Consider the following 13,501-nt stretch of genomic DNA (forward strand, 5'->3'; position numbering starts at 1 on the left):
TCAAGTAACCGACTATAACCAAAGATGGGGAGAACGAAAATTAAGGGGATTCGCAAGCGCTTATCAGCAGCTACAGGACATGTTTGAAAAACGATACGGGAAACCAAATAATATCTGATTTAATTTTCTGACACCTACCCTGGGTACCCAGGGTAGGTGTCAGAAAACAAATCCCAATTCCGAGGATACTCTATTAATTTACACAAACTTATTGACAGTACCGAAGCAACTTTATATTTTCCATAAGATTTTCCTCGGAGTCAGTTAGGTCTAAATGAAATAATATATTTTCTAAGTCAGCAATTATTTGTGTTAAGTCATTTTTAACTAATCCTAATGAAGATTGTCGGTCTATTAAATCTTTAAGTTTATAACCTGTAATCTTCGCGGCAAGCATTTGTACAATTTTTTCTAATTCAAATTTAGATAAAACTAACTGGCCGTTAGCATTCTTCCTTGCTTTTAATAAATCCAAATTAGAATAGTATCGTATAGAGCGTTCAGTAAGTCCAGTTCTTTTGCAAACGTCCCCCGTTGTAAACAGTGTAATTCACCTCCATATTTCAAGACTAAGGTATTACGCTACGTTAGAGTCAAGTAAAATTATAACCGTTGTTTCCTACGTGTGTTTTATTTGAGGCTTACATTGTAAAGTTAACTCCACTTCTCTCCAATTTTATGACTAAGGAGAAATACTGGTATAAGAAAGACCATTACAATTATTGAACCAACAATCGAGTTCAAGGATAACATATCAGTTTTATAGAAGTGATAGAAAAATAAACTGTAATAGGGAATAATCAGTAATAGTGATGTCAAAAATCCTGGAGTGTAGCACCTTAAGTACAAAGCCTGTAATGGATGGGTAAAAATGTTTAAAGCAAAAAGTAGGGTTACCCCCAAAAACAAATAATGATGTTGTGTATTTACAGCTATCAATATCAATGCAGAGACAAAGACGGAAAACACAAAAACAACGATAGAAAACTGTACGGATGTAATATCTTTATAATTCTTGAGTTCCTTTTGTGCAAATGAAGGTATCCTTTTACTAACCCGAGGATACGTTTTTTGAAACCATCTTTCAATCGTTATAATTTCCTCTAAATTGTGAAGCATAAATATGATTAGGAAAGACAAAACCCAAACATAAATATCCAATCTTTCACCTCCCATTCTACATTGATATTAATTTGGACATATTACTTGTTGTACTAAGCTACCCGTTAGCTTAAGTACAATCTTTCACAATCCCTTTATTTTTTTCAACATAAATATCCAATGTTCTTCAAAGGTATTATTCAATTATCTGGGCGTTTGCCGCACATTACTTCTTGGATAAGTAATGTCTTGCATAAATAAAAACAATGTTCCAAAAATAAATAAAAGAACTGTAACCGAACCCGCAATAGCTGAATACTTACCTTTCAAAATGTATTCGCTTGTCAAATTAACAAATACCATTATCGCCATAACAATATACAAACCCTTTAAATACCTCATATTTCACCTCTTCACCAAGTCCCTTTTTATGTGCAACTAAATTTGTAGTAATTAATCTAATTTTTATTTTTTTCAATTAACTTTTTGACTTCCTCATCATTGCCTACATCGACTGATACTAACTTTGTGTTATTGATAATATTTTTATAAAAATCCTCCCCAGCGGGTTTTTTCCCATCCCAACGCAAAGGAACGTTATAAACATTAATCGTTCCATTTCCATTACTACTATAAGTTACCACGCCATCAACCAAACGGCTTCCTGTTAGTTGAATGACATCATTGGGATAGTTTACACTTGTTTTATCGTCAGGATTAAGAGGTGTACCAGATGGAATGTGGTAAAGTGGACCCCATTGTCAAGACAGCAATTTTATAAAAATAAGGTGGGACCCATTATTTTATCCTTATCCCATCTTACTGACCAGGGTTTTCCTGAGCCAGAGCCTGTCAAGGGCGTTCTTTCCCTTGACAGGCTCTGGCTCAGGAAAGATAATCGCTCAAGATGGGATAATGGCTATCTAATGAAAATAAATCGAAGCTGGTGTCTGATAATCCAATGATTGGTGTGGACGTTCATGATTATAAAAATCCATGTAATTGTTGATATTGCTTCTGGCTTGTCTTGGAATATCATAGTCTTTTAAGTAAACTTCCTCATACTTCAAGCTTCTCCAAAAGCGTTCAATCATGATATTGTCCAATGCCCGCCCTTTTGCGTCCATACTGATTTGTATGGATGGATGTTCCTTTAAAAGATGAATATATTTCGGACTTGTAAAATGGCTGCCTTGATCACTATTAAATATCTCAGGCGTGTTCACCGTGAATGCTTGTTGGACAGTTTGTAGGACAAAATCCATTTCCAGCGTCTGATCCAATTCCCAACTAATAATATAACGGGAATACCAATCTATAATCGCTGTTAAATACATCCAGCTATGATGCAGGCGAATATACGTAATATCAATACTCCAAACTTGGTTGGGGTGGCTGATGTTCACTCCTTTCAACAGATAAGGATAAATACGATGCTGCAGATTGCGTTTACTCAAATTTGGACCGGGATAGATGGCTTGGATGCCCATTTCACGCATATGACGCTGTACTCTTTTACGATTAATTTTCACTCCTTCTTGGTTTAATAATTGGGTAATCCTGCGTGAACCGAAGAACGGAAATTGGGTGTAAATCTCATCAATACGATGCTTCACGGCCACTTCTTCGGCTGATGGCAGCACTGGCTTGTAGTAAAGACTGGAACGATTGATTCCAAGCAATTTAGCCTGTTCCGAGATAGATAGTTCTGCATCGTTCCAGTCCACCAATTCCATGCGTTCTTTTTTAGTCATGGTGGATGCCAGATTTTTTTTTGAGCCACGACAATTGCGTGGTTAGTTTCCCGACTTCGGCATACAAGTTTTCCACCTGTGCTTCATGTTCGGCTTTCATTTTTTCCAAGTCTTTATTTTGTTTCTCAAAGATTTGAGGCATATCTTGCAGGAACTGTGTCTTCCATTTATGAATCTGGTTCACATGGATCCCGTGTTCCGATGCAATTTGGCTCATAGATTTTTCTTCCTTCAAGACTTCTAACACGATTTGTGATTTAAATTCGGCTGTATATCTTTTTCGTTTCATATACCTACCTTAACATCTCCTTTTTTCGTGTCTAGATTCTTGGGTCCATTATATGGCGAACATTCAATTCCTCCACATCTTTCACTTCTCCAAGTTGCAACCAGACTCGCGCATATTCAATTTCTTGAGGGGAGTATCCAGACAATGCGTTGTTATTTTCGTTTTTGGGTGTATTATTTGTCTCCCCTTTTTCAGTTTTCTCAGAGGACGAATTGTTAGTTTCATTAGATTCTTTGGTGTTGTTAGTTCCATTTGTCGATGATTGGGATTGCTCTTGTTCATCTTCTGTTTTGCCAGTTGGATTGTTTATATCCTTTTCCGTATCATCAGTTTCTTCTTCTGCATCAGTAACTTCCTCTTGTAATTTGGAGTCGTTATTTGTGTCTTTTTGTTCAGAGACTTCATTGGTAGCTCCTTTACCATTACATCCAGCCATCAATAAAACCAGTAAAATTAGGAGGACGTTGAAATTAAAGAGCTTCGTTGAATTTCTCATTTTTACATTCCTTTCTCTTCTGTTGCCGTATTACACACATATATATTAGAAAATGTGGCAATTTAATTTTACGCAATTATAATGTTGTTGTAAAAAATGAACATTTATGACTTATTTTTTCTTTTATCATATAATATTAAAATTGATAACGCCACGACACTAAATATTACAATAAACAGAAATGACAGGTATAGCGTCATGAAGCCTCCAAACGTTTCATCAAACTCTAGAAGTGCAATACCTGAGTCATATGTGCCTCCCAAAGAAATATATCTTACCACTTCAAGATAAACAATATGAAAGATTATATTCATCCATAATGAGCCTGTATATGCTCTATAAAGTTGTAAAGCAATTCCAAAAGCAAAGAGTAATATAAAATAATCTATAGTTATTGCAAATGGCTTATCAAAGAATATAAATTCCATTGCCATCACTGTTGTTGGTAACGAAATAAAGATTAACGGTTGCAAAATTAACGAAATAAAAAAGCGGAATTTTTTTTGCAACTCTTCAAATATTAATCCACGGATAAAGACCTCTTCTGGAAATGCTTCATACATAAATGCCGTTACTGTATTGATTAAAATGGAAATCATAACACTTGTTGTCAAGTTTATACTGACATTTTCAATCCCGCCGAGTAAATAAGCCGTTAAAATACCTAATACAAGTAAAATAAAAGGCAACGCAATTCCAATAGCCAACTTAGATGACGAATTTACACCTTTCAAGCCAATACTTTTAAACAACTCTGGACTTTTTCTCTTGAGTATATAAAGTACAATGAGCGTTAATCCAGTAAAAATAACTCCTTGTAGAAGCATGGCTATTTTTCGGTCCATACCATGAGTTTCTATCAAATATTGACCGAAATTATCTGTCACAAATAGAAATACCGATACTAGTAGAAAATACAAAAACAATCGACTAATTCTAAACTTCAATGAATCCAATCGGATGCTCCTTTATACTAAGACTTTAAAGTTATACATAAGTGCATAGTTGTTTCAGCATTAATCAAACAATATATTTTCAATAAATTCGGATTCATTCTTATAAGTTTTATACATAAAGTACATCAATATTGTAACTGCAAAAAGTACAGATGATTCATGAATATTGTCTTCGATGAGTATGGTTGTCTTAAACGTGAGCTCATTTGCTTTGATAGTAGCGATGTGAATTTGGTCTATTTTCACTTCTATATCACTGCTCCAATTTTCTTCAATACGAATGTCTTGTCCGTCGATATTTCCTACAACACAAAAGTAGAGTAGGCTATTCCCTGGCTTATCTTTTAAAAAATAGGTCTTCTCTTCTGTTTCAATGACATATGTAGCAACAAGTAAGCTTTTGATATTTCGTTTTTTAATGCCAATCTTGATAGTGGATCCGTTGTGAGCAATAAATGACACTGCATTTCCTTTTTCACATCCTGAAATATCTGCTTTTTCAATGGTTCCAATACCTTCTTTCTCCTTATTTTCCACTTGGATAGCATTTCTTTTATTCATGTATAAAACATCATTGAATTGATATTGTTTCAATTGTATCGCCCTTCTTTTATTGACTTATTCATGATTATACATTTTTTATATTTCTTAATCTTAATTTTTATAACGATTTAAGTGATATTAAGTTTCAACTATATAGTTGTTCTACAATTTGGCTCGTTCATGTAATAAAAAATATTTTGAATTGAACTTTTAATCCTATTTTAACATACATTTAAATTAATTTTAATTTCACAAGATAATCCGGATACCAATAAAATATTCCCTGCCAAAATTTTTTGTTATTTCTCTGTCTACTACATAGGGAGCATATCATAAAATCTAGGCAGTTTTTTAGTGTTTTTTGTCCGTTATACCATTTAAAGAATACTATAAACTCAAAACGTTTGGGAGTATATAAACAAATAGACTGTATAGAAAAAATGTAATTACACTTAGTTAAATCCTTGTTAATTTCAGATGCTGATTTCCAAAACTCTACTATTCAAATTTAGTTAAATTCTATAAGATACTGCCGCTCTTACTGTGCAAACGTTCATTCATTTGGACGTCATTTTATGGGGAAATTAATTCTATAATTAACAAAGCAGTATTAATTAGAGTCTCTAATTTGTTTTAACTCTTTCAAAATGGAATACAAGATAGACTTTCTTTTATACCATGCAATAAGTCTTTTCATTCTTGATATTCGAGGATTATTAAGGTCAGGTTCGTTATCCATGACAACTTCTAACATCGAACTATTATTTAATATTAGATTTTCATATTCCTCCCCACCATAGAAAGAACACTGTTTTAATATTTGATAATCTACTTTAAATGTATTTTTCAATAGTTCTCGAAAAAGCGATTTTGCCTTTAATCTATTTTTTTCTATTTTCCTATTAATTACTAATCCCCCTATTATATAAGATATCGTGAGAGTTGTAATAACCAGGCTTATAATTGACGTTAATTGATTTGAAGCTTCTCGTTCAATAAAATAATTAATAATATCAATTAATTCTGTGTTTTCCACAATTATATTTCTTAGCGTATCTGACACTCCAGTTACTGTTTCTGCATCATTGCCAGTCAAAAAATAATTTTCCGTCCGAAGATACTTTAAAAAATAAAAGGAAATAACTGAGTAAGAATAGTTGCTGAAATGGTTAAAAAGGAACTAATTAGCACTGTTTTACTGTTTAATTTCCTTAAAACATGCACCGGAAAAACGAATGCCAGTATTAAATACAGTGATAGTGTAATAAGTAGATAGCTCGTTAATCTAATAAAAATTGGTGCAAAACCAATGAATGGCTCAATAAAAACAAAATAAATAAATGCACTTAATCCAGGTATTAAAACGTAAATGGTCGTAGTGTATTTATAAACTATTCCAGCTAGTATTCCTCCATAAGCGATAACAATTGTGACAATGAATCCGATCAACATAATTAAATTCAAAATAGATGACGTATCAAAAACATATTGTAGTAGATAATACAATGAAATAAAATTAAAAATAAATATAACAAATGTCCCCATTGCTAAGTCTTGAAATAAACCATATGTATCTTTTCTTTTCCTTAAATCAATTGTCTTATTATCGTCTGTAATATAATAGTAATTTAAGTTTTTGAGTTTTTTCCGTTCAAGAAAGTAGTTCCTTATCTTGTTTTTAAATACTTTTCTGTCCACCAGGATTAACAATAAACTTATAAACAATATGTATATGGAAGTTAAAACGTATAATTTAAAGTAAAATAAAATCATTGCAATTATAATGAGAGTGTATCGATTAAACAGTAATGAATAGTTAATACGATTATTCGTATGTTTTATCATAAGTATTCTCCTTTTAATTATTATCTGAACATAATCAAAATAAGATCATTTGCTAATCAATAAAATTAAAGTAATACTATAATTAAGAGCCGAACTCCCTTAATCAAGATTTCGGCTCTTTTTTTACTATCTGTTCCCATTCAGTACTTCGTCAATACAATATAGTGCAATATCGTTGATATGAAAGGATTGAAGGTAATATCAAAAACAATAAAAGCATGTAAATTGATATAAAGTGTGCCACTACTGTGCCACAGAATTTAATAAATCATAAAGCTGGAATGAGAAATCATTCCGGCTTTTTCTATAGCTAAGAAAAATTTCCACAAATATATTATAAAAATGGAAATAGTAAACCTTCAAAGTTAACTGTTTCTGAAAAAATCTTACAAATGTTTGTCCATTAAAATGTGTATATTTTTTTCTTTGTGTAGTAATATAAACTTTTTATCAGAGACAATGTCAGATGGATATATCCAACAGCTCCAGACATAGTAATATCCCAACGCTCCATGGTTTTGGCTTCCTTACTATGACCAGCCATATTACGAATATCTCCTAAGGCTTGAGCGGTATTATACTGTTTAGAATGGATTGAACTTAACAATTGACCACTATCATCGCGATGTGAGTACAAGTAATTTGCAATTTGATTGATTCCATGTTTTTTACTAACATCAAGGGTAGAATCACTTGCGACTCTACGAAGAATATCTTCTAAAGCTCTCCCAGCACATCCAATAGATGTTCGTGCGTCAGATTGGTGTTTTTTAAGGCTTGAAACCAATTCTTCAATTTCATCATGAGAAAGCCATGAATATATTTCTACAGATAATTGTTCTGTCAAATATAGCCTTATTGCGGCATCTCTCTCAACCTCTGCCCTTATGCTATCTATATCTACAAAATTGACAGGTTCAAAAGTATGCACGCAAGGGTGACCATTTTTATCTATCAAACCAACACCCTTGCCCCAAGATGAGAGAATTTTTCCAACAGTGCTTACAGATCGATTAAAACTGTAAAAAGAAGTCATTTTTCTTATGGCTAAGGAAATACTATCACCAGATGAAATATACTGCATAAAAACAACAAACGGTTCTAACTTTTGCAGCCAACTTTTAAAGACTTCTATCTTTAATTCTTCTGTAGGTGTATTCGAAAGAATATTAGCACATTCTGAAACTGCTAAATATTTATTATCTTCTTCTACAACAAGTTCTAAAGTTAAGGCTGCAATTAAGGCGTTTTTAACATAGCTTTTACTTTTTCCCGTATAACTAACCAGATTATCCAGAGTTGCCCCATCAATACAACGACAAACAATATCCATTAAAAATGTAACAGATACTATTTGACTTGGAAAACTATAGTCTCTAAATGTCTTCATCCAATTCTATATCCTTTAAAAGCTTGATAAAAGCCGCGATTTTCTTTAAATCCCAGTCGGTAAAATCTACCTTAATTTCTATAGTTGTTGGAAATGTTAGATTGGAAGGAGTCATTTTATATCCATTGTTCGTCTGAATAATCTGAGGTTGTAAGCTATTTTCCATCTGTTGTTTTTCCTGAAGATCATTTATTTGATTGTTCTCTACAGTGAAATTTTCGGAGACAACTTCATCATTGGATTCCTTTGCAGCATTGATTTTACTGACGTAGTTATCCCGCCAAATAAAACGCGTACTTTTTCCCTTACGACCGATGATATATTCCCCCAATCCAGCTAGCTGAAAAATAGAAAAACATACTGATGCGGCTTCATTACGATTGTTGGGAGAAGTGCCATAATCATTTTTTCCCCAATAGTTTTTAAGGAAATCTATTTCCGTTTCCTCAGGAGCCCCATCCTGAATAACATATAATAGGAAATACTCATAGGGAGGATATTCCATAATCGCTTTTAGAAAAAGACTATTCCTCACTAATTCGTCAGACTCAAAAGCAATTGCTTTTCCTCTAGAAGTAAGGTTTAAACCAGAAATAATACCTAGTAATTCCAAAGTGTTTTGTGTGTTTTCTAATTTAGAGCCAGTATATGTAGCCTTAATTCCTTTTTCATCGCCCTGCTTATTCTTTATGGCATCAAGTAATTTAACTATGTTATCAGCCGTTGTCCATAAGGAAGAGTATTATCAATTTTCTTTTCACTAGATTCAGTCATTTTGTTCAATCCTTTCTAAATTTAATCATCTGAATTGTTTACATATTCCATTGCTTCAATAGTATCAAATTCAAACTTGGTAGTCAAACTGAAACTTCGAATTATTTATGAAGGTTTCACTTGTGTTGTATTAAGTATTTTAAAAAGGTTGTGACTCCATGAAAGAATATTCACCTCGCTCTCCTACTTTTAATGACTTTTATTAGCTCTTTAAACAAATAAACATCATAGAAAGGAAAATACCGATGAAATTAAAACACGTAACACCGACATGGAAAAAACTTTTGGAAATTTAGAATACGCAGGAGAAGGCAAGGTCGAACAGCGCCGAAGAATTAATGGACGTATGACCACCCTTTCTCGAAGCTATAATCTGTATTCCGATATTCAACGTGCAGATGATATTGAAGTCATTCTTCCATAAGAAGCAGGAAAAAATTCTTTGAACATGAGGAAAAAGTAAAATTAGTCAATGCAAGAATCACCGTAGAGGGTTATAAGATTGGAGAACGTGGTTTCACAAATTATATTTTACATGCAGATGACATGGGCAAAGCATGGAGGAAAAAAACATGAGATTAGCACAAGGTATTATCATTGATAAAGAAAAAACATTTGGTTTATTAAAGTTTTCTGCATTACGAAGAGAAGTTTTTCTTCAAAATGAAGATGGAACGGTATCATCGGAAGTTAAGGAATGCACCTATGACTTAAAGTCAAAAACTTGCTAAAATGATCTTGGAAAACGGATGGTATGAAACAAAACAAGTACAATCAAGTAGCTTTTTTGAAGACATACCAAACGGAAAAACAAAAGAGAAAATTAGTCACTTTTCTAAAATGTACTATCGGCTTGAAAAAGGATTGCTTTATATTCAAACAGAAATTACATTGGGGAAATATCAAGACCAATTACTAAATTTCGAAAACAAACTGGAAAGTGGTTTGTACTGTGAATTGGTATCAAAAGCGTTACACGATTCCTATGTGGAATATGTCCTTTTCTATGATATGATTGCGAACCGTATTTCGATTGAGGAAGTTACTGCGCAAAATGGCAGCTTAAAGCTGATGAAATCATTCTATTGGGAATATGATAAGTTACCATATATGTTGATTGCTGGTGGAACAGGCAGTGGAAAGAAGTACTTCATCATATGGCTTTTGAGTTGGTATACCGTGATACCGTCAATTCCTGGTGCCCCTTTGTTGCTTCTCACTTTCCAATAGGCTTTCCAAAGGTTTTCATATACAATAACTTCATCGATCAAATTGATACCATCTTGTTCTTTCATATCCATGTTGGCATCCCTACGCACTCCTATGTATCTTTCGGTTTCCAACCTATCTTTCCATAGGCAGTCATCTGTTTGGTCTATACCGCGATGTTTTCTGCGCTTAGGCGGCGATGCCTACACCTCCCTGTTTTCCAAGATTTAAGATTGTTCAGCCCTTCATTTCCTGTGGAAACTATTATGGCTTCTGCTGACTTCTCACGACAAATCTTATTTCAACCAGGATTGCTCCCGTCCGTGAGACCTCTCCGGGTAAGGGCTATAACCTTCCTCCCATGTAACTGCTGTATTTACTGTAGGGAACTCGTGCAGTATCGGACTTTGTTTTGTAGAGCAAACTCGTCCATTCCCATTCAGCCTTGTATACAGTTTCTGTTCGTCAGTTCGGGATTTTGCGTCCGGCTTCCTTCAGATTCCACTTCACAATGGACACCCTTGCCTTTCGCTAACAGTTCCTACTGCCAAGCCTGTAGTGGACTTTCACCACCAAGTTATAGCCCATGCCGGGCGCACTCTACAGCTTGATATGGCAAGAAACCAATATCTTGCAATTCTTTTTTGAAATGGTTTTATTCGTTAGCAAAACAATTCCTCCTTATTTTTTTCAATAAAAAAGAACAGATAATTTATCTGCTCTTTTAACAAATCAAATATTTAATTTAGAGTAGTCAGAAAGCAATACGGAGAAGAACTATTTTAAATAAATTTGTATTGAAACACTATCACTATAAGACCATACAGTATTTTCTATTTTCAGATTATTTCTAAAATTCTCAACCCATACCTGTTTAGAGTTCAATAAAGCTATTAATTCTGCTGAATTAAGAGTAACTTCCTCCACTTGTTCATTCTTCTGATAAACAAAAACTACCTTCACAGAATCAGCATAGTTAGTAACTACACTCATAGATTCACTCTCTTTAATTATGCTATTTTAGCGACTCTATTTTTGGTCATTATTCATCTTTCTCATTTTCATCATTTATCATTCACTTTTTCCATTTTACAAGTGACTGAGGAATCAAAACCTTCTTCATCATCTTCATCTACCAACCATAGATTATCATCTTGATCAAATTTAATTTTATATCGTTTTGAGTTACTAAAATCGCCACTTAAAACGGCATAATCAAAATCCTCATTTTCAGATTCTGCGATTTTATATTTGTTGTAATCTTCTACACCTATCACAGTTCCGTCTTCTTCAAATGTTAATTTATCATTTTCCGCTTCTAAACACTCATCGTCTTTATCTGTGCTTTCCCAAGTACCGATAATTTCATCTTCAATGTTTTGGGAGCAACCTGCAACAATGAAAATAAAAGTAATCACAAATAACAAGCCGATTTTTTTCATTTACTGACATCCTCCTTTGCGTATTCCTCAAAGTTATCGATCTGGTCGTTTATTGAAGGAAACGGGTCTGTGAATTTTAAGTTAGTTTAATATACGCCAATCAACCATAATTCAACACGCTAATTGGAATGCCCTTTAATTCAGGACATTGCTTTTCATTGCAATTATCATTTTGCATTTTTAAGAATTTTTACTTCTGCTTGAGTATCTAGTAATCCCTGTGATAATACAGTTACTTTAGCATCTAACTTGTCTATTTTATCAGAATTTTCCTTCACCTCTTGTTTTACATCTTTTACTTCTTTTGATAATTCACTAATAGCTTGTAAAATCTGCTCATTAGTCACTTCTTTACTCATATTATTACCTCCTATTAATTTTATCTAATTAATTACTGCTTAATTATTTTTCCTTTTTCTTCTATATAATCGGGCTCTTGTTCCTCTATAGAATCAAAGTCAATGTCTGGATGACCGTTTATATTCACTAATTCATCATCTTTTAATCTATAATGGTTTGTTTCATTTTTATCTTCTTCTTTATCATAAACAACAATTTTTATATATTTTCCATTTTCCCACATTGTAATATCTGAATTACTTCTTAAATCATTTCCATAATCTATATCATAAGGTTCATATTCCAACTCACCTGACTTAGGCAACTCTGATTCAAACTTTTCCATAGTCAAATCTACTAAATCTTCATAGGTTAAATTATTATTTGTTTTAGCTTCTGAATTTCCACATGCTATTAGGCTGATAGAAAAAATCATCAATACCATTATTTTTAACACGTGTTTATGCAAGAAAATCACCTTCAATTAGAATAATTTTCATTTAATCTATGATAACATATTATCAATACTGAAAAAAATTAAAGTCTACAATTCTCCATTCCTCATTGTTTTTTTCCAAAACTAATTCAATAAATGAATCAACTGAACTGACCACATCATCCATTTCAATTTCATTGATAAAAACACCTAAAACTTTTTGCCTGATTATTGCGGATAAAAAGGATAGACATAACTAGTATGTGTATCCTTTTTTTGTTCAACAATCGCAACCGGAATATAATTACAATGATTTAGAACAGTCTTTTTCGCTATGTTTGGTGTTTTCTTCGATTGTATCAGTAATTCCATCAGAAGATAATATATCTTTTTCACAGAACTGTTTTACCTGTTTCCCTTTTTTAGTGATTCCATAATAATATGTCACTTCAGGCTCATCCTTAAATATGACCATATAATGCCCGTGATAAAAATCACTGTTTATACCGTGTTTAGGCTCCACATAATGCGATTCCTCTATGTCATTTTCTGTGTATCCCTGTTCTTCCAAATAAACTGGTACATTTTTATTAGCTAGATATTTTGTATAGGGATTTCCGTTGTTTAACAAGTAGATAAATACAAATGGAGTTGCTATGACAATGAGTAAAATTACACCTATCGCAATCCATATACCTTTTTTCATCTTCCTTTCCCCCAGTCTGTTTCACAATTTGGCCCGTTTGTGTAATAAAAAATACTTTGAATTAAGCTTTTAACATATTTTAACATACATTAAATTTAATTTTATTCCACAAGATAATCCGGATACAAAAAAATAGTCCCTACCAAAATTCAATAAAAAAACAAAAAACCCTACCATTTTATTTTGGCAGGGTTTTGGCAGGGAACTATCTTTTTTTTAAT

General features: G+C 32.8%; 19 protein-coding genes and 2 pseudogenes. 4 read left to right on the top strand and 17 right to left on the bottom strand.

Translation table 11 applies throughout. The features are described 5' to 3' along the window. Positions 1–208 precede the first annotated feature (208 nt). The 12 genes from ABRT01_RS07755 to ABRT01_RS07810 form a co-directional block, all read right to left on the bottom strand. Positions 209–550 carry a MerR family transcriptional regulator gene (locus ABRT01_RS07755; protein ID WP_367746783.1) on the bottom strand — a complete coding sequence of 114 codons (342 nt, stop codon included), beginning with the start codon at positions 548–550 and terminating at the stop codon, positions 209–211. A gap of 104 nt (positions 551–654) precedes the next feature. Continuing rightward, positions 655–1,176, bottom strand: coding sequence for an HXXEE domain-containing protein (locus ABRT01_RS07760; protein WP_367746744.1), 522 nt, complete (start codon positions 1,174–1,176; stop codon positions 655–657). A 129-nt stretch (positions 1,177–1,305) separates the two neighbouring features. Beyond that, positions 1,306–1,503 (bottom strand): hypothetical protein, encoded by a 198-nt coding sequence (locus ABRT01_RS07765; RefSeq protein ID WP_367746745.1) that lies wholly within the window; start codon positions 1,501–1,503, stop codon positions 1,306–1,308. 56 nt (positions 1,504–1,559) lie between these two features. Then, complete coding sequence (locus tag ABRT01_RS07770) at positions 1,560–1,757, bottom strand: hypothetical protein (RefSeq protein ID WP_367746746.1); 198 nt, start codon at positions 1,755–1,757, stop codon at positions 1,560–1,562. A gap of 267 nt (positions 1,758–2,024) precedes the next feature. After that, a protein-coding gene (locus tag ABRT01_RS07775) for an IS3 family transposase (RefSeq protein ID WP_367746747.1) occupies positions 2,025–3,144 on the bottom strand; the annotation gives its coding sequence in 2 pieces (ribosomal slippage) (positions 2,025–2,877 and positions 2,876–3,144; 1,122 coding nt in all). Positions 3,145–3,175: 31 nt separating this feature from the next. Then, a complete protein-coding gene (locus ABRT01_RS07780; RefSeq protein WP_367746748.1) occupies positions 3,176–3,640 on the bottom strand; it encodes a hypothetical protein in 465 nt (154 codons plus the stop codon). 104 nt (positions 3,641–3,744) lie between these two features. Then, positions 3,745–4,596 carry a CPBP family intramembrane glutamic endopeptidase gene (locus tag ABRT01_RS07785; protein WP_367746749.1) on the bottom strand — a complete coding sequence of 284 codons (852 nt, stop codon included), beginning with the start codon at positions 4,594–4,596 and terminating at the stop codon, positions 3,745–3,747. Between the two features lie 60 nt (positions 4,597–4,656). Further along, entirely contained in the window at positions 4,657–5,190 is a 534-nt protein-coding gene (locus ABRT01_RS07790) for a hypothetical protein (protein ID WP_269411402.1), read from the bottom strand. Between the two features lie 559 nt (positions 5,191–5,749). Further along, a complete protein-coding gene (locus ABRT01_RS07795; RefSeq protein ID WP_367746750.1) occupies positions 5,750–6,235 on the bottom strand; it encodes a hypothetical protein in 486 nt (161 codons plus the stop codon). Between the two features lie 26 nt (positions 6,236–6,261). Then, positions 6,262–6,684, bottom strand: a complete 423-nt coding sequence (locus tag ABRT01_RS07800) for a hypothetical protein (RefSeq protein WP_367746751.1) — start codon at positions 6,682–6,684, stop codon at positions 6,262–6,264. A 703-nt stretch (positions 6,685–7,387) separates the two neighbouring features. Next, positions 7,388–8,374, bottom strand: coding sequence for a hypothetical protein (locus tag ABRT01_RS07805; protein WP_269411400.1), 987 nt, complete (start codon positions 8,372–8,374; stop codon positions 7,388–7,390). Beyond that, the gene (locus ABRT01_RS07810) at positions 8,361–8,987 is read right to left on the bottom strand and encodes a hypothetical protein (RefSeq protein ID WP_367746752.1); all 627 of its coding nucleotides are present in this window, start codon (positions 8,985–8,987) and stop codon (positions 8,361–8,363) included. Before ABRT01_RS07810 ends, ABRT01_RS07805 begins: the two co-directional genes overlap by 14 nt. 432 nt (positions 8,988–9,419) lie before the next feature. On the opposite strand from ABRT01_RS07810, the gene ABRT01_RS18360 reads away from it, so the two are divergent. The 4 genes and pseudogenes from ABRT01_RS18360 to ABRT01_RS07825 form a co-directional block, all read left to right on the top strand. Further along, the gene (locus ABRT01_RS18360; protein WP_439649429.1) at positions 9,420–9,572 is read left to right on the top strand and encodes a DUF961 family protein; all 153 of its coding nucleotides are present in this window, start codon (positions 9,420–9,422) and stop codon (positions 9,570–9,572) included. A gap of 56 nt (positions 9,573–9,628) precedes the next feature. Next, positions 9,629–9,724: a hypothetical protein gene (locus ABRT01_RS18365; protein ID WP_483101244.1), complete on the top strand. Its 96-nt coding sequence runs from the start codon at positions 9,629–9,631 to the stop codon at positions 9,722–9,724. Next, positions 9,721–9,870 (top strand): annotated as a pseudogene (locus ABRT01_RS07820) (DUF961 family protein); the annotation flags it as partial. The gene ABRT01_RS18365 and the pseudogene ABRT01_RS07820, both read left to right, overlap by 4 nt. Next, positions 9,866–10,315 (top strand): annotated as a pseudogene (locus tag ABRT01_RS07825) (ATP-binding protein); the annotation flags it as partial. The pseudogenes ABRT01_RS07820 and ABRT01_RS07825, both read left to right, overlap by 5 nt. 819 nt (positions 10,316–11,134) lie before the next feature. On the opposite strand, the gene ABRT01_RS07830 reads toward ABRT01_RS07825, so the two are convergent. The 5 genes from ABRT01_RS07830 to ABRT01_RS07850 all read right to left on the bottom strand — a co-directional run bounded on the left by ABRT01_RS07830 (position 11,135) and on the right by ABRT01_RS07850 (position 13,280). Continuing rightward, a complete protein-coding gene (locus ABRT01_RS07830) occupies positions 11,135–11,350 on the bottom strand; it encodes a hypothetical protein (protein WP_269411398.1) in 216 nt (71 codons plus the stop codon). Between the two features lie 71 nt (positions 11,351–11,421). Continuing rightward, entirely contained in the window at positions 11,422–11,799 is a 378-nt protein-coding gene (locus ABRT01_RS07835) for a DUF2147 domain-containing protein (protein ID WP_269411397.1), read from the bottom strand. Positions 11,800–11,966: 167 nt separating this feature from the next. Beyond that, positions 11,967–12,158: a hypothetical protein gene (locus ABRT01_RS07840; RefSeq protein ID WP_269411396.1), complete on the bottom strand. Its 192-nt coding sequence runs from the start codon at positions 12,156–12,158 to the stop codon at positions 11,967–11,969. Between the two features lie 32 nt (positions 12,159–12,190). Further along, the gene (locus ABRT01_RS07845; RefSeq protein WP_367746753.1) at positions 12,191–12,607 is read right to left on the bottom strand and encodes a hypothetical protein; all 417 of its coding nucleotides are present in this window, start codon (positions 12,605–12,607) and stop codon (positions 12,191–12,193) included. Positions 12,608–12,878: 271 nt separating this feature from the next. Beyond that, positions 12,879–13,280: a DUF3139 domain-containing protein gene (locus ABRT01_RS07850; protein ID WP_269411394.1), complete on the bottom strand. Its 402-nt coding sequence runs from the start codon at positions 13,278–13,280 to the stop codon at positions 12,879–12,881. Positions 13,281–13,501: the final 221 nt, after the last annotated feature.

The sequence above is a fragment of the Lentibacillus sp. L22 genome, from assembly GCF_040812445.1.
GTDB lineage: Bacteria > Bacillota > Bacilli > Bacillales > Amphibacillaceae > Lentibacillus_C > Lentibacillus_C daqui.